This window comes from Paraburkholderia sp. GAS32 (assembly GCF_050434225.1).
GTDB lineage: Bacteria > Pseudomonadota > Gammaproteobacteria > Burkholderiales > Burkholderiaceae > Paraburkholderia > Paraburkholderia madseniana.
On sequence record NZ_JBNPVS010000004.1, the window covers coordinates 115,278 to 140,385 of the forward strand.

At 59.7% G+C, this 25,108-nt stretch carries 20 protein-coding genes; 8 read left to right on the forward strand and 12 right to left on the reverse strand.

What is annotated here, in order from left to right:
- Positions 1 to 2 precede the first annotated feature (2 nt).
- Positions 3 to 2,579 carry a PAS domain S-box protein gene (locus tag P3T25_RS06365; RefSeq protein WP_429357715.1) on the forward strand — a complete coding sequence of 859 codons (2,577 nt, stop codon included), beginning with the start codon at positions 3 to 5 and terminating at the stop codon, positions 2,577 to 2,579.
- A gap of 5 nt (positions 2,580 to 2,584) precedes the next feature.
- Positions 2,585 to 3,739, forward strand: coding sequence for a hybrid sensor histidine kinase/response regulator (locus P3T25_RS06370; protein ID WP_154558259.1), 1,155 nt, complete (start codon positions 2,585 to 2,587; stop codon positions 3,737 to 3,739).
- On the opposite strand, the gene P3T25_RS06375 is transcribed toward P3T25_RS06370, so the two are convergent.
- Together P3T25_RS06375 and P3T25_RS06380 are read right to left on the reverse strand one after the other, a co-directional pair.
- A complete protein-coding gene (locus tag P3T25_RS06375) occupies positions 3,705 to 4,622 on the reverse strand; it encodes an alpha/beta hydrolase (protein ID WP_429357716.1) in 918 nt (305 codons plus the stop codon). The two genes, P3T25_RS06370 and P3T25_RS06375, sit on opposite strands and share 35 nt — an antisense overlap.
- 274 nt (positions 4,623 to 4,896) lie before the next feature.
- Positions 4,897 to 7,437, reverse strand: a complete 2,541-nt coding sequence (locus P3T25_RS06380; RefSeq protein ID WP_429357717.1) for an ATP-binding protein — start codon at positions 7,435 to 7,437, stop codon at positions 4,897 to 4,899.
- Positions 7,438 to 7,694: 257 nt separating this feature from the next.
- On the opposite strand from P3T25_RS06380, the gene P3T25_RS06385 reads away from it, so the two are divergent.
- From P3T25_RS06385 to P3T25_RS06395, 3 genes are all read left to right on the forward strand, one after another.
- Positions 7,695 to 8,687, forward strand: a complete 993-nt coding sequence (locus P3T25_RS06385) for a LysR family transcriptional regulator (RefSeq protein ID WP_408516552.1) — start codon at positions 7,695 to 7,697, stop codon at positions 8,685 to 8,687.
- 17 nt (positions 8,688 to 8,704) lie between these two features.
- A complete protein-coding gene (locus tag P3T25_RS06390) occupies positions 8,705 to 8,872 on the forward strand; it encodes a hypothetical protein (RefSeq protein ID WP_408233480.1) in 168 nt (55 codons plus the stop codon).
- A gap of 182 nt (positions 8,873 to 9,054) precedes the next feature.
- Positions 9,055 to 9,426: a response regulator transcription factor gene (locus P3T25_RS06395; RefSeq protein ID WP_168435547.1), complete on the forward strand. Its 372-nt coding sequence runs from the start codon at positions 9,055 to 9,057 to the stop codon at positions 9,424 to 9,426.
- Positions 9,427 to 9,612: 186 nt separating this feature from the next.
- Here the strand turns inward: P3T25_RS06395 and P3T25_RS06400 are convergent, their stop codons facing one another.
- Together P3T25_RS06400 and P3T25_RS06405 are read right to left on the reverse strand one after the other, a co-directional pair.
- Positions 9,613 to 10,725, reverse strand: a complete 1,113-nt coding sequence (locus tag P3T25_RS06400) for an alkene reductase (RefSeq protein WP_171925576.1) — start codon at positions 10,723 to 10,725, stop codon at positions 9,613 to 9,615.
- A gap of 358 nt (positions 10,726 to 11,083) precedes the next feature.
- Positions 11,084 to 11,989, reverse strand: coding sequence for a LysR family transcriptional regulator (locus P3T25_RS06405; protein ID WP_154558263.1), 906 nt, complete (start codon positions 11,987 to 11,989; stop codon positions 11,084 to 11,086).
- Between the two features lie 388 nt (positions 11,990 to 12,377).
- Here P3T25_RS06405 and P3T25_RS06410 point away from each other — a divergent pair, with 388 nt between their 5' ends.
- Positions 12,378 to 13,715: a porin gene (locus P3T25_RS06410; RefSeq protein WP_233468725.1), complete on the forward strand. Its 1,338-nt coding sequence runs from the start codon at positions 12,378 to 12,380 to the stop codon at positions 13,713 to 13,715.
- A 66-nt stretch (positions 13,716 to 13,781) separates the two neighbouring features.
- On the opposite strand, the gene P3T25_RS06415 is transcribed toward P3T25_RS06410, so the two are convergent.
- Positions 13,782 to 14,921, reverse strand: a complete 1,140-nt coding sequence (locus tag P3T25_RS06415; protein ID WP_408516624.1) for an FAD binding domain-containing protein — start codon at positions 14,919 to 14,921, stop codon at positions 13,782 to 13,784.
- A 353-nt stretch (positions 14,922 to 15,274) separates the two neighbouring features.
- Here P3T25_RS06415 and P3T25_RS06420 point away from each other — a divergent pair, with 353 nt between their 5' ends.
- Positions 15,275 to 15,925, forward strand: a complete 651-nt coding sequence (locus tag P3T25_RS06420; protein WP_429357718.1) for a DsbA family oxidoreductase — start codon at positions 15,275 to 15,277, stop codon at positions 15,923 to 15,925.
- Positions 15,926 to 16,114: 189 nt separating this feature from the next.
- Positions 16,115 to 17,371, forward strand: a complete 1,257-nt coding sequence (locus tag P3T25_RS06425) for an FAD-dependent oxidoreductase (RefSeq protein ID WP_171925577.1) — start codon at positions 16,115 to 16,117, stop codon at positions 17,369 to 17,371.
- 173 nt (positions 17,372 to 17,544) lie between these two features.
- Here P3T25_RS06425 and P3T25_RS06430 read toward each other — a convergent pair whose 3' ends face one another.
- From P3T25_RS06430 to P3T25_RS06460, 7 genes are all read right to left on the reverse strand, one after another.
- Positions 17,545 to 18,753, reverse strand: a complete 1,209-nt coding sequence (locus tag P3T25_RS06430) for a leucine-rich repeat domain-containing protein (RefSeq protein ID WP_216674145.1) — start codon at positions 18,751 to 18,753, stop codon at positions 17,545 to 17,547.
- A 364-nt stretch (positions 18,754 to 19,117) separates the two neighbouring features.
- Positions 19,118 to 19,750: a LysE family translocator gene (locus P3T25_RS06435; RefSeq protein ID WP_408516554.1), complete on the reverse strand. Its 633-nt coding sequence runs from the start codon at positions 19,748 to 19,750 to the stop codon at positions 19,118 to 19,120.
- Between the two features lie 247 nt (positions 19,751 to 19,997).
- Positions 19,998 to 21,350: an alpha/beta fold hydrolase gene (locus P3T25_RS06440; protein ID WP_429357719.1), complete on the reverse strand. Its 1,353-nt coding sequence runs from the start codon at positions 21,348 to 21,350 to the stop codon at positions 19,998 to 20,000.
- A gap of 22 nt (positions 21,351 to 21,372) precedes the next feature.
- Positions 21,373 to 22,305, reverse strand: a complete 933-nt coding sequence (locus P3T25_RS06445; RefSeq protein ID WP_429357720.1) for an NAD(P)H-binding protein — start codon at positions 22,303 to 22,305, stop codon at positions 21,373 to 21,375.
- A 106-nt stretch (positions 22,306 to 22,411) separates the two neighbouring features.
- Positions 22,412 to 23,449, reverse strand: a complete 1,038-nt coding sequence (locus tag P3T25_RS06450) for an alpha/beta fold hydrolase (RefSeq protein ID WP_429357810.1) — start codon at positions 23,447 to 23,449, stop codon at positions 22,412 to 22,414.
- 52 nt (positions 23,450 to 23,501) lie between these two features.
- Positions 23,502 to 24,494: a carbon-nitrogen hydrolase family protein gene (locus P3T25_RS06455; RefSeq protein ID WP_429357721.1), complete on the reverse strand. Its 993-nt coding sequence runs from the start codon at positions 24,492 to 24,494 to the stop codon at positions 23,502 to 23,504.
- Positions 24,495 to 24,569: 75 nt separating this feature from the next.
- On the reverse strand, positions 24,570 to 25,052 hold the full coding sequence (locus tag P3T25_RS06460) for a MarR family winged helix-turn-helix transcriptional regulator (RefSeq protein ID WP_429357722.1): 483 nt from the start codon (positions 25,050 to 25,052) through the stop codon (positions 24,570 to 24,572).
- Positions 25,053 to 25,108 lie beyond the last annotated feature (56 nt).

Below are 25,108 nucleotides of genomic sequence, written 5' to 3' on the forward strand. Positions count from 1 at the left end.
AAATGATGACGCCCGCACGCATTCTTGTAGTCGAAGACGATCGGGTGGTCGCCAGAGATATCGCGCAACAGATGAGCCGCGCGGGCCACACGGTGGTCGGCATCACTGCGCGCGGCGAAGACGCGCTGCCGCTCGCGGCCGACACCGTGCCGGATCTGATCCTGATGGACGTGCGGCTGGAGGGCGAACTCGACGGCATCGATACCGCACGGCTGCTGCGTGAGAATTTCAACCTGCCGGTCGTTTTCCTGACCGCTTATGCCGACGAGGAAACCGTCCGGCGCGCAACCGTCACCGAACCGTTCGGATATGTTCTCAAGCCGTTTGACGATATGCAGTTGCGCACGGTCGTCGAAATGGCGCTCTATAAGCACGGCGCGGAACGCCGTCTGCGCGAAAGCGAACAACGGTATGCGGTGACGCTGTCGAGTATTGGCGATGCCGTGATTGCGACCGGCCGCGACTCGTGCATCAACTTTATCAACCCGGTCGCGGAAATGCTGACGGGCTGGGCACGCGACGAGGCGATGGGGCGCCCGCTGGCGGATGTGTTTCACGTGATCAACGAAACGACTCGCGCGCCGGCGGAGGATCCTGTGACGGCCGTGCTGAGCGCCGGCACGCGTGTCGGACTGGCGAATCACACAATACTGCTCGCGCGCGACGGGCGGGAGATCGCGATCGACGACAGCGGGTCGCCGATCGTCGACGACCGTGGTGAAATCCTCGGCGTGGTGCTGGTGTTTCGCGACGTCACACAACGGCGTCGCGCCGAAGAGGCCGAAATACTGCGCGAGACGAACGCCCGCCTTGAAATGGCGATGCACGGATCCAACGTCGGCGTGTGGGAAATCGATATGCCGGACGGCGACTACCGTCACGGCTACGCGCGTTTCTCGAACATCTGGGAATGGCTTGGCTACACGCGCCCGCCGACCTTGCTCGACTACGATGCCTATATGGCGGTGCTGCATCCCGCCGACCGCGCGCGGACCGAGGCGGCGATAGTCAGATACCTCAAACGGGACGTCGATGTGTTCGAAGTGGAGAACCGCTTGTGCCATCGCGACGGCAGCGTCCGCTGGGTCCTCGTGCGCGGTATGGCGCGGTGGGATGCCGGCGGAAAGCCGATTCGCTTCGTCGGCAGTCTGGTGGACATCACGGAGCTGAAACTCACGGAGCAGGCGCTTCGGTCGAGTGAGGCGCGCTTTCGGGGCACCTTCGAAAATGCCGCGGTCGGCATCGCGCACTGCGATCTCGATGGACACTTTCTGCGCTTGAACCAACGCTCGTGCGATATCGTGGGTTATCAGCGTGGGGGTCTGTTGCTCATGCGTTTTCAAGACATCATCGATCCGGACTTTCTGGCCGCGAGCGAGGAAAAGTATCGCTTGCTGACCGACGGTAAGCTCTCGCACTATTCGGAGGAGACGCCTCTGGTCAAACTCGACGGATCCCGTGTCTGGGTGAGTGTGTCGGTGGCGCTTCAGTGTGATACGAACGGCCGGGCGATTCACACCATTGCCATCCTCCAGGATATTTCAGCACGCAAGGCGCTCGAGGACACGGTGCGTGTCGCAAAGGACGCCGCCGAATCGGCGAATCGCGCCAAAGACCAGTTTCTCGCCAACATCAGCCACGAGTTGCGCACGCCGCTGAACGGCATCCTGGGTTATGCCCAGATTTTGCGGCGCGACGCGGCCATGACCGAGCGGCAACTGTCGAGTCTGGGGGTGATCGAACAGAGCGGCGAGCATCTGCTTATGCTGATTAACGACATTCTTGACTTTGCTCGAATCGAAGCGGGCAAGCTCGGACTGAGCGTGACAGACGTACCACTTGGCCCATTCTTACGTGTCATCGCCGAGATGGTGAGCGTGCGCGCCGATCAGAAGAAGCTTGTCCTGAACCACGAGGCGCCGGCGAATGTGTCGACGGTCATTCGTGTTGACGAAAAACGCCTTCGGCAGGTGCTGTTAAATCTTCTTGCCAACGCAGTCAAGTTCACGGACCAGGGTGAAGTCACGCTTGTCGTTCGAATTATTTCGGATGGAAGGCTGCGCTTCGAAGTGCGGGACACAGGCGTCGGCGTGAGTCCAGACAGGCTCGAAACCATCTTTCAGCCGTTCGAGCAGGCCGGCGATCTCACACGGCGCACAGGCGGCGTTGGCCTCGGACTCGCGATCAGCCGTCAGTTGGTGCGCATGATGGGGGGCGAAATCCATGTTACGAGCCGCGTCGGTCATGGGAGCACGTTCTGGTTCGAGCTCGATGCTCCTGTGTCCTATACGGAGGTGGCGGATTTCGGCCCAACCCTTCAGCTCGCGGGTGAGGAAGGCGAAGCGCGTCACGTGCTCGTGATTGACGAACCCATCGTCCCACCGCGCAATGAAATGGCCACACTGCATCGGTTTGCGCTGCTTGGCTCGATGCGCGCCATCGTCCATCACGCCGACTATCTTATCGGCCTCGACGTCCGTTACGAGGCCTTCGCAACGCAATTGCGCCGTCTCGCGGCGGCTTTTGAATCGCAGGCCCTACTATCCCTGATCGAACAACATTTGGGTCGAGACTCGTGAGCACCATGGAACCATTCGACACGGGTGCGCCCATTGTTCTGGTTGTCGACGACACGCCAGCCAATCTTGGGCTGGTGGTCGAATGCCTCGAAGGCAATCATTTGCGGGTGGCGGTTGCGCGTGACGGGGCGGAGGCGTTGCGCCGGGCGGAGCTTGTGCAACCCGACCTGATCCTGCTCGATGTCATGATGCCTGGACTCGACGGGTTTGAAACGTGCCGGACATTGAAGGCGATGGAGAAGACCCGGGATATTCCGGTCATCTTCATGACTTCGTTGACGCGAACAGAAGACAAGATCACGGGTTTTCGCGCCGGCGGGGTGGATTACATCACCAAGCCGCTGCAGATGGAGGAGGTCGCCGCTCGCGTCAATACGCACCTGAAACTACGCGCGCTGCAAAAACTGCAGGAAGAGCAAAACATCCAGTTGCAAAAGGAAGTGAAGACGCGCAAACAGGCCGAGGAGGCGCTGATTGAAGTCATCAATGGCGTGCGCAATGTGTCGAATGCGATCGCTCACGATTTGCGCACGCCGCTTACCGAATTGCGCTCCCGGCTTGAGGTGCTGACGCTCACGTTGAGACGGCAAGGCAATGACCAGTGCTTGCCGGAGCTGGAGGTCGCATTGACGGATGTCGATCGCGTAATCAGCATCTTCAATGCGTTGTTGCGTCTCGCCGAAATTGACGCAGGCGTGCGCCGCTCGGGGTTCATACCCAACGATCTGGAAACGATCGTGTCGGATGCGGTGGAGTTTTATCAGCCCGTGGCGGAGTTGCGCCGCGTGACGCTATCGCTGCGGGTTTCGGGTGACCTCGTGGCAAATTCCGATCCGCTTCTGCTTGCCCAGGCGATCGGCAATCTGATCGACAACGCATTGAAGTTCGCGCGCGACGGGGGTGAAATCAGTGTCATCGCGGCACGTCGCGATGACATGATTGCGGTCTCGGTGGCGGACGACGGCCCAGGTATTCCGGACGCGGAAAAGTCCAAAGTGACTGAGCGGTTCTATCGTGGCGACGCGAGTCGCGGAACGCCGGGTGTAGGCCTTGGGCTCGCGCTCGTGAAGGCGGTGGCGACACTCCATCGCGGCTCGCTCGACTTTGCCGACAACGAGCCAGGACTCATCGCCACGCTGAACGTGAGCTGTCGCCTTTGAGGAACGCAGCCTTCACCGCGCTGCACGCCTGCATGAGCGCAGTGCTGGTGGGCAGTGTGTCGGCAAGACCCTCGAGCGCGACAAAATCATGGATCGTGCCGAGATAGCGGGTTGCGCTGACCTCAACTCCCGCTTGCATAAGCTTGCGCGCATAGGCCTCACCGTCGTCGCGTACTACATCGTTCTCTGCCGTTATTAGCAATGCAGGAGGGAGGCCTTCAAGATCGGCGGTGGAAGCGTTGAGCGGCATTGCCGTGATTTCGGTCAGGCACTCGTCTGGAAACTGGGTGTGAATGAACGATTCCACCGCGTGGGCGGTCAATCCGGGGCCATCGGCGTAACGGAAGTAGGACGGCGAAGTCCGGTTGGCCGACAGAATCGGATAGAACAGCACCTGAAGGGCAATCCGCGGGCCATGCCGTAATTTGGCCAGGAGTGTCATCGCGGCCGCCATGTTGCCACCCGCGCCGTCACCGGCTACCGCGATTGAACGGCCGTCGATTCCTAGAACATGAGCGTGCTCGACGACGTACGTCAACGCCGCGTAGGCCTCTTCGTTCTGCATCGGGTAGCGCGCCTCGGGGGCCCGCGTGTAATCGACGAAGACGACTGCAGCGCCGGCTTCTGCCGCAAGTCTGCATATCAGCCGGTCGTGGGTGTTGCGATCGCCCATGCTCCAGCCGCCGCCATGAAAATACATGACGACGGGCAGCGGAGTCCGGGCGCCGAGTGGGCGCACAATTCGAATCTCGATCGAGCCCGTTGGTCCCGTGGGCAGCGTCAGATCTTCTGTCTGGACAGGCAAGCGATCAGGCCGCGTCGTCTCCTGGGCGGACCTGCCTGAAGCAGACTGGCAATGCAATAGAAGATCGTCGGGATGCATGCCCGCTTCTGCAATCACGTCGAGAAACTGTTGTGTCTCGATGTCCAAGACCGGGTGTGCCGATGACGGCGTCACCAGACTCGACTGGGAGCGCCGGGATTCGCCAGTGGAGATGGGTTGATTCATGAGAGCAGGTTCCGATGAGAGAGGCCGTTATGGATGGCTCGCGACCGGCGCCGTGCCCTGCGCGAGCAGGGCGGCCGATCCTGAAATGCGAACATCCGTCAGCACTGATTCTCGTCGAGACGGGCCCCGGCGCGTCAGTTAAGCTTTGCTAAGAACCGTTAGCGTCCGCGCCAGCAAGGCTTGCCCGATGTTCAAGCAGGCGGTCACGGCACCACGCCTGCTCGTCGAGACGGCCGTGCGCAATCAGCGCCTCGATGCAAGCCTGAGACCCGGCGCTGGCGAAAAGCTCCAGTTGCATGATGGTGGCGCCCCGGGGCATGACTGGCCGTCCTTCGATCAGGGCCTCGAAGCCTTCTGCCCATTTATCCCAGTACGACAGCCCGCGCTGGCGGGTCCGCTCGCGCAATTTGCCGGTAAGCTCGCGCACCGTGGCCCAATCGTTTTCCCATATTGCGACTGGGATCGATCCGATGGCGAGGCCATAACAAATCGATAGATCGTGGTCGATTGCCAATGCCTGCCCGGCGCATTCATGGGCGAGCGCCATGGCGCGATCGGTCGATCCCTGAAGCCAGACTATGCGCATCAGGAGCGACATCGAGGCGATCTGACCGTCGACCTGCGCATGGTTCGCGTGATTCGCGCGAATCGGATCTTCATCGCGAGCGATGACGTCCTCGATCAGAGACCGTGCTTCAGCCTGATTTCCCAGAAAATGCTGCGACAGCGCCTTCATGTGATCGGCAGTCTGTGTGGCAGACAAATCCGCGGTTCGAGATGCAAGGTCGCTGAAGTTCCCGGCCAACTGCAGGCTTTCCAAATAGCTTCCCGCGAGGATGCGCTGCGCCCAGATTCCCCACAGCGTTCGTAACGCCATGCCTTCGTTGTTGATGCGCCCGGCCGCGTCGTAAGCCTGTTCGAAAGCTCGCGCCATGTCCGGCGTCGGTCCGCGGGTGTGCCACAGGGCATGGCCGTATGCCGCAAGCAGTTCGATGTGCTGGGGGGTGCCGGCGAGATCCGAGCTCTCCACAGTGGCGATCGCGTGCTCGGCGAGTCCGAGGAACTCATGGGGCAACGATAGATGAAACCATAGCGGCGCAGTGACGATCACCAGCGTGATGGCGATGGTCGGGTCGCCTTCCTCGCGGGATGCCCAGTCGAACGCGGCCCGGATATCGTCAATTCGCCGGCTATGGATGGCGAGCCATTCGCGCGGGGCTTTACCTTCCCAGGCCGCCGCCGGATCTGCAAATATCTCGCAGCAATGCATCGCATGACGCCGCCGCACGTCGTTGATCTCGTTCGCCTCCGCGAGGCGCAAATGGGCATAGTGGCGGGTCGTGTCCAGCAGCCGGTAGGGTAACGGCGAACCGCTGACGTCGCATGAAACGAGCGATTTGGCGATCAGACCTGTCGTGGCGTCGAATACGGCAAGTTCGTCGAGCTCCTTGCAGCTTGCGACCGCGGCGGCGTCGCTCATGTCGAAGGAGCCACGCATCACGGAAAGACGCCGCAGGACTTGCTGTTCCTTCGGCTGGAGCAGCTCGTAGCTCCAGTCCAGTGTTGCGCGTAGCGTTTGCTGTCGCGGCAGGGCGGTGCGGCGGCCCTGTGTCAGCAATGCAAAGCGGTCGTCCAGACGCGCGGAAATAGCATGCACGTCCATCAAGCCGACACGCGCCGCGGCGAATTCGATCGCCAGTGGAATGCCGTCCAGTCTGCGGCAGATATCGCAAACCGCAGTGACGTTGGATTCAGTCAAAGCAAAGGAATCGTTCGCGGCTTTGGCCCGGTCGACGAAGAGCGCGACAGCAGCATATTCACGTGCCTGATTCGTTCCGAGGGTCGTGCCCGATGCTGGAGACGGTAGCGCGGCGAGCCGGTGCACCGACTCGCCGTCTGCTCGCAGCGGCTCCCGGCTTGTCACGAGCAGGTGGATACCAGGCACAGCCTGGAGCAGCTTTTCAGCAAGTTCGGCGACCGCCTCGATCAGGTGTTCGCAGTTATCCAGCACCAGAAGGACTGGCGCGTCGCCAAGCATCCTGATCAAATCCGGAATGGGGTCGCCGGTGGAAACCGCGACGCCAACGGCGGAAGCCACCGTGCTTGCCGCGCTGGGCGTCTCCGATACCGGGGCGAAATTGACGAAGAGGGCGCGTGTGCCGGTCTGCCCGGAAAATCGGTGGGCGATGGCTAATGCGACCGTAGTCTTGCCCATCCCGCCCGGCCCGGTGATGGTCAAAAAGCGGCGCTCGGGCAACTGATCGATCAGCCCCGCTATGACCTCTTCGCGACCGATGACGCGCGCCAGCGTAACCGGCAATGCGCGTGCACCGCTGTTGTGGAGCGGCGGCGCGGGCGGGTGGGCAACGGACCTGCTAACCGGTACCGCAAACCGGTATCCCCGGCCTGTCTCGTTGACGATGTAGCGGATGCCCTCATTACCGTCGCCCAGTGCTTTGCGAACTGCTGACAGGTGTACCCGGAGGGCGCCTTCGTCGACGACGTTGTCCGCCCATACGCGCTCGCACAGTTCCCTGGTGGATACCAGCACGCCGGCGTTTTCGACCAGCACGACGAGAATATCCAGGGCCCGGCTGCCGAGCCGGACAGCTTGACCGTCTTTTGTCAGATTGCGCTGCGGGAAATGCAAGGTGAAGGCGCCAAACGTCATGGAGTACGGGGTGACCATCAAACCACCTTTACTTGTATCGTCACTCACGCCGGGTGCGGTGGATCGTAAAGCTTCCATGGCGCTCGATATAGGGAAAAATATCGTATGGTCGCCTGGCCTCGTTCTGACGCCAACTTAAATGATCTGAAAACCAATCAGGACACATTCCTCCCGATCCTGCGCATAGCAACTCTTAACACCACGTAACTGGCTTTGCACGCGCCGTCAGCCCAACATTCAGTCCATGCATTCTGTCTTTTGACGCGGAGAAAATCATGGAACGTCTGAAAGCGCTGGAGATATTCAAGGCCGTCGCGGATCACGGAAGCTTCACGAAGGCAGCCGAAGTGACCAACGTGGGCGTTCCCGCCGTTAGCCGGGCGGTGCAGGACCTCGAAGCGCTGCTTGGGGTTCAACTATTTCACCGTACCACCCGCAAGGTCACGCTGACCCCGGTCGGACATACGGTGCTTGAACACGCAGCGGGAGTGCTGGATTGCTACGACGGCCTTGCGCGAGTCAGTCACGACATTGCACTCGAAGTGTCAGGCGATATTCGTTTTGAAGTACCGGTCCTGTTCGGCATGGGTCGTCTCGCGCCCATTCTGGCGAACTTCATGCGTGAATATCCCAAGGTGCGGGTCGACACACGCTTTGTCGACAACTCCGGTGAAGCGTTAGGGGATCTCGCCGATCTTTCCATTGTCGTCGGCAGGTCTGTCCCTTCCTCATGGGTTGCGCGGCCGCTCGGGGCGACGCGATTTGGCATCTATGCGAGCCCCGGTTTTGTTAGCAGCGCCGGCATGCCGAAACATCCGTCCGAAGTGCGCTCGACGCATTGCATGGCGGTTGTGGTGGGGTCGCGCGACGCATCCTGGCAGCTTAGCCATTGCGCCACAGGTGAACAGTCGGCAATCAGTGCTCAGAGCCCATTTCGCACCAACTGCCCCAGTGCACTGGTTGCCGCGGCGGTTGACGGCACGGGAGTGGCTATTTTGCCGGAGCATATTGGATGCATTCCTGAGTCGCGCGGCGAACTCGTGCGCATCCTGAGTGACTGGAGAGCACCCTCGTTCGATACGCAGTTGCTGTATCGAGTGCGACGTAATCAGCCGTTGCGTGTACGCAAACTGGTTGATCGCCTCGTTAGCGGCTTTAGCGAGAACGCCATACCCCAAGTGGAATCGCTGGCGGCGCACAGTCTTTCGTCATTCGCCCAGTTCAGGCACAGCGGGGCGGATGCACGAGACTCGCTGATGGCAGCGTGACTGGGGAGCTCATCGTCATGAAACTGAGTTCTATTTCATCGCTCACGTTCTGGTTCTGGTCGCTCGTGCACTATTGCTGCCGCTTCGATACCGACACGGGCGCCATGGCGCTCTGTGCGCTGCTTGCCTCGCGACTGATCCGAATTGGTGCAAATCGCGTGACCTCGGTGCTTAGCCGGGGCTGAGGATCCGCCGCGCGGCCCCGCATCGCTTCAATGCCCGATCAGGCCGTGCGCAAGGCTAGCCAGACTGTTATACATTCGTATGCTTTCCTGTCAGAGTCTTGTGAACTATCCTTACCCGATTCAATGCGCCTGATTAGAAATCCGCGTGTTTGCAGATCATTTTTGAAAACCGGGGCCGCTGCGTGGACGCCACTCAGATTGTTTGTATCGTCGACGACGACGAGTCCGTCCGGATGGCCACGGCGAGCCTGGTTCGGTCGTTCGGATGGAAAACGCGCATATTCGGCTCGGCGGAAGCGTTTCTGCAATCCGGTGACCTCGGTGAAACGTCGTGTCTGATCTCTGACGTGCGAATGCCCGGCATGTCAGGGATCGAGATGCACGAACAACTGCTGAAGCTCGGGTACGCACCGCCAACCCTGTTTATCTCGGCATTCCCTCCGGTCGCGCTTCACGCGAAAATCCAGAAGGACGGTGTGCTGGCGTTTCTCCCCAAACCCGTCGACGCCGCCGCCATGGCGCATTGGCTCAATGTGGCGTTGGGATCGCCCTGAGCATGATTGAGTCATGATTGCGCCGTGCATGTCTCAGCGAAGGCCACAACGGATGTCCTGAGGGTAAATAAATTGTCCTTAAATCACGCAGTGGGTTGAGCAGTGCGACGCTGCGCGAAATCAGCAGGGCGGAATCGTCCACCCCGCATACAACGTTTTAAAGCTGGCTAGCGGGAAAGCCGACGCTTAGTTCATGGTCGGGTAGTCGGTATAGCCCGTCACATCCCCGCCGAAGAAACTTGCGCTGTCGGCGGCATTCAGCGGGTGTCCATCGCGCAGACGGGCCGGCAGGTCCGGATTCGCGATGAAGGGCCGTCCGAACGCAATGATGTCGGCACGGCCGTTGGCGATCGCCTTTTCGGCGGTATCACGGTCATAGCCGCCGGCGATCATCAGTACGCCTTTGAATTCGTCTCGCAGCAGTTTGATGATGGCGTCCCAGCGCGGGTCGAAGTTCTCGTCCTTCACCGTACCCACCATCGCCGGTTCGACGAGATGCAAATAGGCGAGACCGTAGTCGTTGAGTTTTTTGACGATATAGCCGAACGTTGCCTCAGGCGTTTCATCGCCCATTCCCATGAAACGTCCCATCGGGGTGAGGCGAACACCGACGTTTTGCGGACCCACTTCGTCGCTGACAGCGGCGACGACTTCAAGCAGCAACCGTGCGCGATTTTCGATGCTGCCGCCGTAGCTATCGAGGCGGTGGTTGCTGTTGCTGTTGATGAACTGGTCCAGCAGATAGCCGTTCCCGGCATGAATTTCAACGCCGTCCATGCCGGCCGCGATCGCATTGCCTGCGGCACGCCGGTAGTCGGCGACGATTTCTCGAATGCCTTCAACGGTCAGTTCCTGCGGTACCGGAACGTCACCCCACACGCCGTTGCCCGCCTCGTCGAGAATGAACGTCTTGCCTGGCACCGGCATGGCGGTGGGGGCAACAGGCAGGCTGCCATTCGGCTGGAACACGGGATGGGAGACGCGGCCGACGTGCCACAACTGGAGGAACATGTGGCCGCCTTCTTCATGAACAGCCTTGCTAACAGCACGCCAGCCTTCAATCTGCTGTTCCGTGTGAATACCCGGCGTCCACGCATAACCCTGGCCTTGCTGTGAGATCTGTGTTGCTTCGCTCACGATCAATGCCGCGCCGGCGCGTTGCCGATAGTATTCGACGTTCAGGTCTGTTGGCACGTTTCCCGGTTGGCCGGCGCGCGAGCGCGTAAGAGGGGCCATCGCAACGCGGTGATCGAGGGAGAGGCGGCCCAGCTTGATAGGGTTAAACAGGTGCTTTGTCATGGTGTATCTCCGTCAAAGATGTGAGGCGCGCCTTGCGGCGCCGCCATGTGCATTTCAAGGCATGGCCTGGTGCAGCGCGCCTTACCTGATCCTTCCGCAACGCGCCTCTCAGACGTGGTGTTCGTCGTTGGCGGTCATGCAGCGGTGCTGCATGTCTGTGCGGTTGGTTGATGTGTGTAAGGTTAGGCGAGACGGGGCCTGGGCGGAATCCCAACGGCGCGCTATACAGCATTGCGTGGTGAGCAAAGATCGAGGAAGGCGCAGCGGGTGTAGCCGGCGTTTGCCGGTATTGATCGAACACCCGTTGCCAATGATTGACGTGAGAGAGAGTTCGGCGATCAGCACGCCGCGATAGCGGTTACTGAGGGCCGCCCGTCAGTTCGGACACGAAATCGATAAACGCATTGACTCTTCGCGATCCTCGCTGATTCGGCAGATACAGCGCGCTCACGACAGCCCGTGCGTCGTTCGGTCCCGCCTCGAACTCGGCGAACAGCCGGGTGAGGGCGCCTGACTGAACGTCCGACCCCACCAGCCAGTCGGGAAGCAACGCGATGCCCATGCCGTCCAATGCTGCTTCTCGCAATACTTCGGAATTGTTCGCCTTGAGTCTGCCCGTCACCGGCACGCGGCTTTCTTCCTTGTTACGCGAAAACGTCCAGACTTGAGGTTCTGTCGTATAGGTGAACCGAAGGCATTCATGGTCTATCAATTCGTCAGGAGATGCGGGATAGCCTGCTCGGTCGAGATATTCGCTACTCGCGACCAGATAACGAGCGAAGATGCCGACGCGCTTGCTGACGACGTCGGCCATGGCAGCGACCTCGCCAAGGCGAATAGCGACGTCTATTCGCTCGCTGACCAGATCGACAAAGGCATCGCTAAGTTTGACGTCCAACTCCAGCTTGGGATATTTTTGCAAGAACACCGCGAGGGCAGGTGCGATCAGTCGGGATCCGAATGCGACGGGCACGGACACGCGTAGTGGGCCCGACGGTTCGCCGCTTCTGTCCGAAACCGATGCATCGGCATCGGCCAGATCTTCGAGCAGCTTTTTTGCTTTGGCGTAGTAGGAGGTCCCCGCTTCGGATAAGGTCACCTGGCGGGTGGTCCGATTCAGGAGTACCGCGCCCAGCTCCTTCTCAAGCGAATCAACCGAGCGCATAACCGAGGACGTTGCCAGTTCGAGGCGCCGTGCCGCACTCGAAAAACCGCCTGCCTCAGCGACTTCCACGAACGCTCGAAGCGACGATAGCTTGTCCATAATCTTGGCCCATACAGTTTGCTGGTTTGCGGCGGCCTTATTAACCTCTAAGGCTTAGTGCCGGCCGCTCCAATATCTGAACGCGGAATCGGTTCGCATCGCACAGTACGGTCGCTATTCTGCCCTGGTTGTTAGGCGGCTGCATTTACGTCGCGCATGTCGCATTGGCCGTGACCGGCCATCTTTTAATTATCTATTGAATAATTAAAGTCTAATCGACGCCTCTGGAAGACCTCGGGAGCACCTCGGGCAAACCCCGATGCTCTGCGCATTGTAAATTATCACTTGAACATTTATATTCTGACTCATTGATCACGGCGCCATTCTCTTGCCGACCAGCAAGCAACGTTCGCGGACGGCCTCCACGCGTTCAGGTTGGATTCTGTTTATGTTGGAGTCCTATTCGGAAGCAAAGCAATTGCCTCACCTGTTGATGAATGAAAACAGCGGGGTATCAGGTTTTATTCAATCCAATTCGACTACATCAAGAGAGGATCTTTCAGTGAAAAAGATAGGGGCTTCATTTGCGTTGATGGTGATGTCTGTTTCCGCGGCCCATGCGCAAAGCAGCATCACTTTGTACGGGGTTGTCGATCCGGATATCGTTTTCGTGAACAATGCACAGACGGGCCGTTCGGGCGGGCAATTAACGGGGAAGCAGCAATACTCCATGATGGACGCAACGACATCCGCGTACTTTGGCAGCCGCTTCGGCCTGAAGGGGGTGGAGGATCTGGGTGGGGGTATGACCGCGTTGTTTACGCTCGAAAACGGATTCAATGCGGCGAATGGCACGTTGGGTCAAGGTGGGCTGCTGTTTGGCAGGCAGGCGTTTGTCGGCTTGTCGGCGGCCGCGGGGCGTGTCACGTTCGGCCGCCAGTATTCGTCGCTGTGGGATTTCGTGTCCCCCCTCGCGGTCATCACCCAGTGGGCCGGCTATCTTGGGTCCCATCCAGACGATCTCGACAACATCGGCGGTACGAATCGGCAGAACAACTCACTCAAATACACCTCGCCCACGTGGAACGGCATTACCGCTAATGCGCTGTATTCTGCCGGTGGCGTCGCCGGTAGTTTCTCGGAGAATCAGATCTGGTCCGTAGGGATGGGTTATACCGGAGGTCCTGTCCGCGTGGGCATCGCGCTTGTGGACGCGTTTAATCCCAATACCTCGATATATGGATCGACGCCAACAGCGGGCGGTGCCGCCACGAACAATTTTGGATCGTTCGGTTCGGCGACAAGCGCACAACGAAACCCAATCATCGCAGGTTATGCGTCGGTGCACCGGGAGCAGATCTTCGGCATGGGCGGCTCATACATCGCTGGTCCGGCGACGCTGGGCCTCGTTTACACCAACACGCGGTTCGCCGGCTTGGGTTCGTCTTCGGGACCGAATCCGCTCTCGTACTCGGGTAGTTCGACCTTCAATACGGTTGAAGCGAACCTGCAATTTCAGGTCACGGTACCCGTATCAGTAGGACTAGCGTATTCGTTCACCAAAGACGATGGTCCGAATGATCAGAGTGCTCGTTATCAGCAGGTGACTGCCGGCGTCCACTACTTTTTCTCCAAACGCACAGACGTGTATATGGTCGCCGCCTATCAACGTGCCTCTGGAACGAACTCGCTAGGGCAAAGCGCGGTTGCGTCGATCGCGGGGATGACACCGTCATCGAGAAACCAGCAGGTTGTGGATACGATAGGATTGGCCCACCGTTTCTAAGCCCCGACCTCCAGCAGCGCTGCCGGTGGATTCATTACCGAGGACCTTCACCGTTCCGGTCAGGCATTAGCGGCGAAGCTTCATAATGCGGTCACCCAGAGAAATCCCAAGTTCCGACATGCTGATGCCGAGCCGCCTTTGCTGTAACTCCCAGCCGGACAGCGCAGACTGCAGGCGCTCGCCGCCCTTCGAGAGCGCGAGAGCTAGCGCGACGGCGTTCGCAGCGGCCTTTGCGGTGCTGCCTGCCGTATGCGGACGTGGAACGTACGCAGAATCGCCAAGCAGAATCGTCCGGCCGAAAACCATTTTTTCAACCCGGAGGTCCTGGATAGCCTGAACGAACGGCTCGGCCGTAGCCTGAACGAGGACCTGCAGCGTAGGCGCGAGCAACCGGCCAGCAGCGGAACGCAGTTCGGCGATATCGTCGTCTTTTGTCGTTCCCGGGGGCAGCGACGTGCTGCGTTGCGTCCCGTGTCTGTCCAGCATCAGTGCCCTGAGGCTGTCGCCGGACATCGGGCGGTACCAGACCCAGTTCCAGCGCCGCTTGCCGACCTCGGTTGCACCGTCTTCCCCGGGTACGAGATAGACCAGAATCAGATGGGCTTCACCTTGCTGGAAAGTAAAGCGATCCCGTAGAACATTGGCAGCATCGACCGGCAGATCATTTTCTTCGACGAGACCGCGCCACGCGACATAGCCCGCATAGCTGGGCTGTGAATCAGGCAGCAGCTGAGCCCGAACCGTAGAGCGCGCACCATCGGCGCCGATCAGAAGATCCGCCTCTTCGACACGGCCACTTTCAAAATGAGCCTTGGCCGTTTCCCCGGTTTGCTCGAGATGAGTGAAACGTTCGCCGGGATGAATGACTTCAACCGGCAACGCACGTCTCATGGCGCTGTAAATCAGGCTCCATGAAGTTTGCGTCTGAGGCATGTAGAACTGGTCGATGATGCGGTCGTTCTGGTCGAGATAGATGCGATCGCCGGAGTCCACGCCTGGATATGCCGGCAGTTTCACGCGGCCGAAACGGAACGCTTCCAGAACGTCGGGCTGTAGCACGATCCCCCCACCCCGGCTGTGAAGTTCATTGGGCGACTGCTCGAAGAGCTTGACGTCCCATCCGACTGCGCGTAGCGCGGTCGCCGTGAAAAGGCCGCTGAGCGAACCGCCGATAACGATTGCAGAGGGTCGATTGACATTCCCCATGAGGCGTTCCTGATGATTCTGCGTCTGATGTTTCTGCTCAGCTATGGCGTTCACCGCGTTCTCCTGCTATTGCCCGATAGCGGAAGATTAGCCGTTGCGGAAGCAGCAGAGAATCGAGACGCGACGCAATCCACCTTTGCGTGACCGGCAAAAATAGTCTTTCAGCAATAGCGTGGTGCGCTGCGTGGGAAAGAGCGGCTTCGTGCATGAGGCGAGAGACGCCAGGCAGACTTCGCCGTTCGCCGCGTCTTATTGCGGACCACGCAAAGGTACATTGCTTCGCATTGCCATTCCGATCGACTGATAGCCACGCTATCGTTTGTCATGCAAACAATCCCTTTTGGAGATGTTCGATGAACAAGCTGCATCTCGAGGTCACATACGATTTCATTTGTCCCTGGTGCTGGATTGGCGGGGAGAAACTGAAGAAAGCGATTAGCGAAGCGAACGCCGTCGAGCAAACGAAACTCGTGTTCGTTCCTTATGAATTGAATCCGGGTATGCCCGTCGAAGGTCTCGACCGTAAAGAATACCGGTCGGCGAAGTTCGGGAGTTGGACGCGCTCGCAGGCAATGGATGCTCAAGTCACGGCGGCCGGACGTCAGGTCGGTCTGGAATTCAACTATGCGCTGGCGAAGCGCACGCCGAATACGCTGGCTGCACATCGGCTTGTATGGTTCTTGCAACAACGGCATGACGTAACGGCGCTCGTGGAGGCGATCTTCCATGCGTATTTCTCCGCTGGTCGCGATATTGGAGACGTCGCCGTGTTGACGGAGATCGCGGTAGCTACGGGCTTTGAGAAAGACCACGTCGAAGCGTTGTTCGCGTTGGACAGTGGAGTAGAGGAAGTGCGTGCGCTTGAAGCTCAGGCGATCGGGCATGGCGTCAGCTCGGTACCGTCGGTGAGGATTGGCGATGAAATTATCGGCGGCGCACAGTCTGTCGCTCTGTTTCGGGCAACGCTGGAGGGTGCCCTGAAACCCCGTGCCACCGCGGCGTAAGCAGGGCCGCAGTGGCTATGGGCTGCTCGCCTCGAAGGCTGGGCGGCAGCCCTACTCGCGCTACACATTCAGAAACGTTAACTCGACCGTGAGATTGCATTGGGTCAGCATGCGCAGTTAAGAAACTGCAGCGGTGGCGCCCATAGGAGGCAATCTCGACGGGCGTGGCAGGTTTGTCGTGGAGGTGCGATGGACGGCGCAAGAGTGGTCAGGGTTCTTGGGGCGGCACACAGCAAGGAAGCATACGAGATCCGGGACTTCCTTGCCCGAGGCGTGGTCGAATATGAATGGTGCGAAATCGCATCAGACGAAGCGTGCGTCCGGGAACTAGGCGTTGCCGGCTTTGGCGATATCAAGTGGCCTGTTGTCGTCTTTCCAGATGGCTCCAGGTTAGACGCGCCGAGTTTAGCGGAGATCGCGGCCAAGCTTGGGTGGGTCTCGCGCCCACGTTATCAGGAGTATGACCTGTCGATATACGGCGCGGGACCCGCAGGATTATCCGCCGCGGTCTACGCGGCATCGGAGGGCCTGCGGGCTGTCGTCATTGAACGGGCTGCGGTGGGCGGGCAAGCGGGAACGAGTTCGCTCATTGAAAACTATATGGGTTTCCCGCAGGGCATCGCCGGTGCGGAATTGGCCGAGCGCGCCCGTCAGCAGGCAGTGAAGTTTGGCGTCGAACTGCTTATGATGCGCGAGGGCGTGCACGCCACGTTTGTGGATGGAAAAATTGAAGTTAATCTGGCGGATGGGACGCTGCTGAGGGCACGCGCCAATATTTGCGCGACGGGTATCGAGTACCGCAGCCTGGGCATTCCCGATGAGCAAAGGCTGTTGAACGCAGGGTTGTACTACGGCGCGGGCGCGAGCGAAGCGCCAATGTGCACCGGAAAAAAGATTTTCATCGTAGGCGGCGGAAATTCCGCAGGGCAGGCCGCGATGAATTTCGCGCGAACCGCGGAGAGTGTGACATTGATCGTTCGCGGCGAGTCCCTTGCCGCAACGCTCTCGCATTACCTGTTGGATCGCATTGCCCACACGAGCAACGTCCGGGTCGTCTTTGAGTCGTCTGTCTCAGCAATCTATGGCGATACCCAGCTTGAAGCGCTGCAGATCACGAACATGGCGGGCGGAACTCAGGTTGTTTCGGCAGACCGCTTATTCGTGTGTATTGGTGGCGCACCGAACACCGAGTGGGCAAAAGACACCACGATCGTCCGGGACAGGAATGGGTACCTTGTGACAGGCGCCGATCTGAGCGACTTTCCCAAGTTCGAGACTTGCTGGCCGCTCGAGCGGCGCCCTTACTTTCTGGAAACAAGCGTCCCTGGTTCCTTCGCAGCCGGCGATGTCCGCTACGGGTCGGTCAAGCGGGTTGCGTCAGCGGTTGGGGAAGGGGCCATGGCAGTCACGTTTGTTCACCGGTATCTGGCGGAATCGATGACTTGAAGTATTGGCGCTCGCCGGAAGTTATTTGGTTAATTTTCCGCAAGGCAATCGAGTTCCTCTACACAATCTCGCTGCAAGTGCACGTCAGTTGTCGCGTGCCGTCGGATAAGGACTATCAAAATCTGGGGCGCTGCTGTTTGACCCGGCGCACCTGTTGAAAAAATGTCGAATGATCACCACACGATTCGCGTTTTTGGAAGCGCCGCTTTGAGATCGTCGACGTTCCTGGCCTGGGTGCCATACAGAACGAGTTCTCGCAGACCAGTGAGCCCTTTCAGCGCGTCGACGTCTTCGACAGGGGTGTTCGCAAGGTAGAGTTCCTGCAAACCGGTCAACCCTCGCAGTGGATCGATGTTTCGAACCCTGGTGCGAAAGAGATTGAGCATTCGCAGGCTTTTCAGGTCTGTCAGCGCCTCGATGTTCTCGACCCGGGTGTCGGCGAGATTGAGTCTTTGCAGACGGGTGAGCCCCTTCAATGCATCGATGTTCGTCACTTGCGTGCGAGCGAGCACCAGCGTGTCCATCTGGAGCATGCCCTGCGCCGCGTCGATATCATCGACCTTCGAGCCGTCCAGCACGAGCGTCCTGAGCGAGGACATTCCTTTTAGTGCGTCGATGTCTCGCAGCGGCGTGTTCGCTAGATAGAGCGCTTGCAGACCGCGGAGCTTTTTCAACTCACTGATGCTGTCGACCTGGGTTTCGTTGAGGTCGAGCGTCTGCAAGGAGGCGAGCTGGCTGAGCGCGTCGACGTTCCGGACGTTCCTCGCGCCCCCGAGTTTGAGCGTTTCCAGATGAGGCAGATCTTCGAGCGGATTGAGATCGCGAACCTGTGTATCCCGCAGGTCGAGTTCTCGCAGATCGCGCAGGTTCTTGAGCGCGTCGAGATTCGAGACGCGGGTATCCCAGAGGTTCAGCGATTGCAGACCGGTCAGCCCTTTTAGCGCGGCGATGTTTTCGACTTCGGTGCGATGGAGCACGAGCCTTTTCAGCGAGTGCATTTCCTTCAGGGCGTCGATGTTCCAGACGGGCGTGTCCGTCAGGTCAAGCGATTCCAGATCGTCCAGTTCCTTCAGCGAATCGACGTTATCGATCTGGGTGCCTCGCAGATTCAGTTCGATCTTGCGGTCGGAATTCTTTAGATGTGGCAAAGCGGCCGCGACCTGAGATGCCGTCATTGTCGGTTTCGCCCGCAACGCCAGGCATTCCGAGTCGGGCTTGGCTGTCGACGCGTCGCTGTCGTTGCAGGTGCCTTTGATGAATCCCAGTTCGCTCAGCGCCCGTTCATCCGGGCTCTTGTGGAACGGGTTGAAGATCAGCAGCAAAATGCCGAGCAACAGCGCGATTGCGCCGCCGATGGCCCACGGCTTGATGATTCGGGGCAAGGACGGGTTCGGACCTTCAGCGCTTGAGTTCGTGGTTGACGGTGGGGTTTCGGGCACGGCGGGCTCCCGTAGTACAGGCTTCCTCCTTTATACACGAAGAGCGGGGCGCATTCCGCCCAGGCAACGTCGCTCTTCGCGCTACGCGTGAGAGCCAGCGACACGTTCTGCCAGCCTGGCGTCGCAGCTCGAATGAATGTGCAGGTGCTTCTTGTGCGGGAACGCGTAGTTGTAGGCGGCTTCCTGATATTCCCGCCTCTATCGCCGTGAATGTCATGGCTTCACTGCATGCGGATGCGTACTTTCGACCGAAATAGCAGGACTCCCCCGCGGTATGGCATTGGACAAGCGAAGGTACTGAAACTGGCTAGACACGCGACGCCAGAAGTCTGATGCCGGCAATCCCGAATACTACGGCCAGGCATCCTTCCAGGGCACGACGGGTCCGCACGTACAACCTGCGAGCCGAGTCCGTTGAAAACAGTATGGCGTAACCGCCGAACACCAGACATCCGATGGCCGCACAACCTGGAATTACAGCACTATGGGCTGATCCCGTGCTGTTCGACGATAGAGCAACAATTGAAACCCACACGAGGATGGCTTTCGGATTGGTGAGATGGAGCATCACTCCGCGGGAGTAGACGCTCGTCAATGTCGGTGTTCGTTCCACGTTCAGTACGGATTCAGCCGCTGTCGCGAGCGCACTGCGTCCGGATTTGAAGGCTAGCCACAGGAGATATAGACCACCAAAAATCTTGACTGCAATGATGAATTGAGAATAGGCGATCAGGGTAGCCGAGACGCCTAGCGTTGCCACCGTCGCCCAAAACATCGACCCCGAGATGACACCGAGTGCGAACATCAACGCCGCTTTCCGGCCGTGACTGGCCGCGATGGACATAATTGCAAGGTTGCTCGGCCCGGGACTCGCGGTGCCAACGAAATACGCTGCATAGGCAAGCAGCAGGTTTGTCGAGAAATAGGCGTTTCCAGTCATGTTTTGGTTCCGGAAATGGAAAGTCGCCTAATTGTCGGGCTTTGCCGAAACGAGCGGGAGTGGCAATATTGCCATCTTTCGAGGAATATCGGACATACGCGCCAGGGTTCGTCGAAAACCCGTGTTTCGCAAGCGGACCCGGGGGCGAACCAAACGGCAGATCAATGCGAACAACATCGCATGGATCCGACTAGCGCGGTTACATCGAGGAGCGCTCCGACGCATGCGCGTCGGAGCGCTTCGCACTTTAGGCGCGCAAGGGCCTTAATCCCGCGCGCACTTCGTTCGCGAAGATCATCGGTTCTTCCCATGCCGCGAAGTGCCCGCCCGTTTCGGGTTTGTTGAAGTAAATCAGGTTGTGATAGGCCTTTTCGGTCCAGGTCTTCGGCGCCTGGTAGTTTTCTCCCGGAAAAGCGCTCACAGCGGCAGGCACGTTGACGTCGGCCGCGAGGAAGAAATTCGCGTGCGACTCCCAATAGAAGCGCGCTGCCGAGATGCCGGTGTTGGTCAGCCAGTAAAGCGTGATGTCGTCGAGTATGTCGTCTCGCGTCAGCGCGCCTGCTGAATGACCGTTGACGGGATGGCCGAGCACGGCTGCGCTCAACGCCGCCGCGGGCTGGCCGTAGCCGTCGCCGTGGTCGAGTAGCCAGGAAGCCAGCGCGACGGGCGAGTCGGCGAGTCCGTACAGCGTCTGCGGGCGCGTGCCCATTTCGAAAGCGTAGCCGCGCTTCTTTTTGAAGTTGGCACTCAACTGCTCATACGCGTGCATTTCCTCGTCCGATAAGCCGGCAGGCATCGCGTCGCCCGCGGCCAGCGACTTCAGGATCTCCGCCGGAACGGAGGCAGGGAAGTTCACATGAATGCCGATCAGTTCGGGTGGCGCCTGTTTGGCCATGATGTTCGTGACAATCCCGCCGAGATCGCCGCCCTGCGAAGCAAAGCGCTCATAGCCGAGGCGTTTCATCAATGTGACCCACGCGCGCGCGGTGCGCTCCGGTCCCCAGCCCGTTGTGGTAGGTCTCGCCGAAAAGCCGTAACCGGGCAATGATGGAATCACGAGATGAAAGGCATCCGAAGCCGGCGCGCCGTACGCAGTCGGATTGACGAGCGGGTCGATGATCTTGAACTGTTCGATGATCGAGCCGGGCCAGCCGTGGGTCACGATCAACGGCATCGCGTTTTCGTGCTTCGACCGCACGTGGATGAAATGGATATCGAGTCCGTCAATCTCAGTGATGAACTGCGGATACGAATTCAGCCGCGCTTCGCATTTGCGCCAGTCGTAGCCGGTTGCCCAATATTGCGCGAGTCCCTGAATGGTGGCGAGCTGAATGCCCTGTGATTCGTCGGGCACTGTCTCGCGATCCGGCCAGCGCGTGGCCTTGATGCGGCGCCGCATGTCGACGAGCTGCGAGTCGGGGACGTGAACGCGGAACGGCCGGATCGCCGTCTTGTCGCCGTTCGCGGGTTCGGTGATCTTGCCGATTGCGGGGCTCGTTTCCGCGAAGGCGAGCCGGCTCAGCGAGCCTGCCGCGAGCGCCGCGGCCGCCATACCGACAAAGTGCCGGCGCGATGAGGATTGGGGCGTGTCTTTTGACATGGGATCGGTCTCCTGCCTTGAATCAGCGTGTTGCGTTGCGCGTGAAGTCTGCGATGTGCAGTCTCACGAAGTCATACATGCTCATGGGTTTGCGGCCCGTGAGTTCGAACAGGTCGTTCGTCATGCGGTCATACCGCCCCTGAACGTGCAGGTCGGCCATCACGGCCAGATGGTCGACGACGTGAGCGGGAATGCCGAGTTCGCGCAATTTGTCCGACCGCGGCGCGACAGGCACATTCCGGTAACGGATGGGCCGGCCGAGCGCGTCCGAAAAGACGCGCGCGGCGTGCTCGAGATCATTTGATTCGAGGCCCGTCAGGTTATAGATCCTGCCGATATGCGGCGCCGGGTCTTCGAGAATCACTGATACGGCATTTGCGACGTCAACGGCTGAAATGGGCGAAGTCTTGCTATTGCCGAGCGGCAGTGCGAGTTCGTCGTTGTCGCGCACGCCGGCTGCGCCAAGCGTCAGGAAGAAGCTCTCGAGAAACGCCGTGGGCCGTACCGTGACGACGGGCAGCCCCGACCACTGCAAGACCTGCTCGGCGAGCCAGTGCAGCTTGTGCTGGGGACTGTCGGTGGTCTCTGTGATGCTCATTTCCGTGACCGTCATCTGCGACATGTTCACGATGGCTTCGACGCCATGATGACGCGCCACGGCAGCAAAATTGACGGTTGCTTCGAGATAGGCCGCAGAGACGGACATGCCGAAATAGACGCGCGAACAGCCTTCGATTGCGCGGTGCATCGAGGCGAGATCGGTCAGGTCGCCGACCATGACTTCGGCGCCAAGGCGGCGCAACTCGTCCGCGCGTTCGTCTTCTTTGCGGACCAGCGCCCGCACTTTATAGCCCTTCGCGAGCAATGACGTTGTCACGTTGCGGCCAATGCCGCCAATTGCGCCTCCGGCACCCGTCACGAGAATGGGCCGATCATGGGCAGGTTTCGTTGTCATATCACATCCTTTCAAGGAAAAACTTCACTTCAGTTATGTATGCATATACACACGTGTATATGAAAACGTGCGCGTGCATACGTCGATCAACGCGACGATCGGGTCATCATTCGCGGGCGCCTTGCAGAAAGCCGAGCATTGTCTTCGTAACAAGCTCGGGCTGCTCCTCCTGGATAAAGTGCCCACTGTTTTCTACGTCGACGGCGCTCATATTGACCGCCTTTTCTCCGACGACCATTTTCATCCACTTGTATGCGGGACCGCCCATCACGAGAACGGGCATTTGCAGCTGGCCATAATCCTTGTTGTCGCTGACGTCCTGAGGGAACGCCTGATACCACGCGTTGCCTGCGCGGATCGCGGCGGCGCTGTTATAGGCGTGCTCGTACACGGCGCGGTCGCGCGCGTCGACTGCTTTCTCATTCACAAGAAAGTAGTGGAAGAGCCAGTCCTGTTCAAGCCGGACGCGGCCTGCCAGCAGCTTCTCCGGCAAACCTCTGACCTGATTGAACGCGAACCACCACAGGTTCGGGCGCGCCGAACCCAGCCTGTCACCGTATCCGCCTTGGGCGGGTAGAAGCGGAAAAGTCTGCAGGCTATCGTCGGGATGCGGAAACTCCATCATCACCAGCTTGTCGGTGGCTTCCGGATAGTTCTCCGCGTAGGCGAACGCCACAGCCGAGCCGATGTCGTGTCCCGCGATCGCAACCTTGTCGTATCCAAGCGATTGCGTCAGTTCATGGATATCAGCGGCCATCGTTTTCTTGTCATAGCCGTCAACGGGTTTCGACGACGCACCCATGCCGCGCAGATCCACCACGATCACGGTGTAGTGCTCGGCGAGCGCCGGCATGATCTTGTGGAAGGTCCACCACGTTTCGGGCCAACCGGGCAGCAACACGAGCGGCTCGCCCTTGCCGCCGACCACATAATGCAGCCGTACGCCGTTCACGGTTGCATAGCCATTTCTGAATTCGGGCAGCGACTTCACCAGCGTCCCGTCCGAGACGTCAGTCTTTGCGGCCGCCTGCTTGCGCGAATGCGTTGCAACTGGCGTATCTGTTGCGGACGTCTGCGTGTAGCCTGGGGAAGCGGCCGCCATCTGCGCCGCAACGACGATGCTCACGCAGCCGGTCCTGATCATTGCTTTCAAAGCAAATTCTCCTTCGATAGAGGGGCAATTCGAAGTTCGCAGGTCATGCAGCCTGGGTGCGCAGATCGTCGGAACCCTGGTCGTTGACGATCATCGGGTGCGAAGCGCGTTCGTGAACATGCGCGGTCGGCGTACGGTCGATCATCAGACTCAGCAATTCGGGGCGGTTGTAGTGGCCGGCCGAGTCCATCAGCAGTTTCCGACGGTCGATTTGCGTGAAGTCGAGATCAACAATGACTTCGCCTTCACCCGAGCGAAGCGGCTCGGCCATCAGCATGCCGTCAGGAGAGACGATCGTGGTGAAGCAGCCGCCCGAGATCGGACCGATTCCACAACCGGTGTCCTCCATGATTTGCGCCTGCTGGTCGGCATCCAGCCACGCCGTCGCGTTGACGACGAAAGCGCCGGACTCGAGCGCATGCTGGCGGATATTGATTTCCATCCGCTGGGCGAAGCCCTCACCAAAGGCCGAGCCCGGGTACATCGCCGAGTGGATCTGCTCGCCGTCGGCGATCATCGCGTAGCGGGCGAGCGGGTTATTGTGCTCGAAGCATGCGAGCTGGCCGATGCGGCCGACTGCGCTGTCAACTGCACGCAAGCCCGAGCCATCTCCCTGGCCCCAGATCATGCGTTCGAAATGCGTCGGCGTGATCTTGCGGCGGCGCTGGATCAGCGTACCGTCAGCATCGAAGAGCAATTGTGTGTTGTACAGCGTGCCGCCATCGCGCTCGTTGACGCCAATGGACACGACCATGCCGGCCTTTCGCGCGGCTTCGCCGATCGCGTCGGTAGCAGCGGACGGCACAGTCACAGCCTGTTCGAGCAGGCGCAGATGTTCGGTGCCCGACAGAAGCTCGATGCCCGTCTGGACGGCCGCAAAGTAAGGGTAATAAGGCACGACCGTTTCGGGGAAGGTGGCGAACTGCACGCCTTTCTGGCCGAGTTCGTGGATCTTCTGCACGACCTTGGCGACGGTTGCTTCACGGCTATAGAGCACCGGGCTGAACTGGACGGCGGCGGCTTTGACGACTTTCATGACAAACTCCTTGACGAGGGGGGAGGGGTACCAGGCGTCGGTCAATCTTGCATATGCAACATCGACCGAAAAATTTCAGACCATGCGCAGCGGCAATTTGCGCGCGATATTCATGAGTTCATGGGCGCAGCCTTCGCCAAGGAGGCGCGTCGCGTGGCTCTGTGCAGCCGACCAAGCGCTCGCGGCGGTTTTGAGCAGCGCCTTGCCTTCATGCGTGAGCGAGAGAGGGCGGCTTCGACCATCGCTTGCCGGGACGCCCTCGGCGACCCAGCCCTGCGCGATCAGCGGCTGCAGATTCCTTGTCAGCGTCGAGCGCTCGTGATGATTCCGTCGGCCCAGATCTGAGCGGCTGATAGGCCCGAACTCCGCGATCAGCACGAGCAATGAGAACTGCGGCGCCACGATGCCGAACGGACGCAACGCATCGTCATAAACGGAGGTCAAGACGCGGGAGATCTGCCGGGCGCGCGTCAGCAGACAATTGCGCGCGATCTGGCTGCTCAGCGGTTCATCCGCGGTGCGGTCCAGTTCAACGGTTCCGTTCGACTCGTGTTGCATATGCACTACCTCGGTAAGCCCAGTTTTTTGCGTTGCGGTGTTTTGCTCGCGATGGG

Bases quoted from the DNA above. Each gene is read 5' to 3' on its own strand.
- P3T25_RS06365 (WP_429357715.1), top strand. From the start codon at position 3: ATGATGACGCCCGCACGCATTCTTGTAGTCGAAGACGATCGGGTGGTC.
- P3T25_RS06370 (WP_154558259.1), top strand. From the start codon at position 2,585: ATGGAACCATTCGACACGGGTGCGCCCATTGTTCTGGTTGTCGACGAC.
- P3T25_RS06375 (WP_429357716.1), bottom strand. From the start codon at position 4,622: ATGCATCCCGACGATCTTCTATTGCATTGCCAGTCTGCTTCAGGCAGG.
- P3T25_RS06380 (WP_429357717.1), bottom strand. From the start codon at position 7,437: ATGGTCACCCCGTACTCCATGACGTTTGGCGCCTTCACCTTGCATTTC.
- P3T25_RS06385 (WP_408516552.1), top strand. From the start codon at position 7,695: ATGGAACGTCTGAAAGCGCTGGAGATATTCAAGGCCGTCGCGGATCAC.
- P3T25_RS06390 (WP_408233480.1), top strand. From the start codon at position 8,705: ATGAAACTGAGTTCTATTTCATCGCTCACGTTCTGGTTCTGGTCGCTC.
- P3T25_RS06400 (WP_171925576.1), bottom strand. From the start codon at position 10,725: ATGACAAAGCACCTGTTTAACCCTATCAAGCTGGGCCGCCTCTCCCTC.
- P3T25_RS06405 (WP_154558263.1), bottom strand. From the start codon at position 11,989: ATGGACAAGCTATCGTCGCTTCGAGCGTTCGTGGAAGTCGCTGAGGCA.
- P3T25_RS06410 (WP_233468725.1), top strand. From the start codon at position 12,378: ATGTTGGAGTCCTATTCGGAAGCAAAGCAATTGCCTCACCTGTTGATG.
- P3T25_RS06415 (WP_408516624.1), bottom strand. From the start codon at position 14,921: ATGGGGAATGTCAATCGACCCTCTGCAATCGTTATCGGCGGTTCGCTC.
- P3T25_RS06420 (WP_429357718.1), top strand. From the start codon at position 15,275: ATGAACAAGCTGCATCTCGAGGTCACATACGATTTCATTTGTCCCTGG.
- P3T25_RS06425 (WP_171925577.1), top strand. From the start codon at position 16,115: ATGGACGGCGCAAGAGTGGTCAGGGTTCTTGGGGCGGCACACAGCAAG.
- P3T25_RS06435 (WP_408516554.1), bottom strand. From the start codon at position 19,750: ATGACTGGAAACGCCTATTTCTCGACAAACCTGCTGCTTGCCTATGCA.
- P3T25_RS06440 (WP_429357719.1), bottom strand. From the start codon at position 21,350: ATGTCAAAAGACACGCCCCAATCCTCATCGCGCCGGCACTTTGTCGGT.
- P3T25_RS06445 (WP_429357720.1), bottom strand. From the start codon at position 22,305: ATGACAACGAAACCTGCCCATGATCGGCCCATTCTCGTGACGGGTGCC.
- P3T25_RS06450 (WP_429357810.1), bottom strand. From the start codon at position 23,449: ATGATCAGGACCGGCTGCGTGAGCATCGTCGTTGCGGCGCAGATGGCG.
- P3T25_RS06455 (WP_429357721.1), bottom strand. From the start codon at position 24,494: ATGAAAGTCGTCAAAGCCGCCGCCGTCCAGTTCAGCCCGGTGCTCTAT.
- P3T25_RS06460 (WP_429357722.1), bottom strand. From the start codon at position 25,052: ATGCAACACGAGTCGAACGGAACCGTTGAACTGGACCGCACCGCGGAT.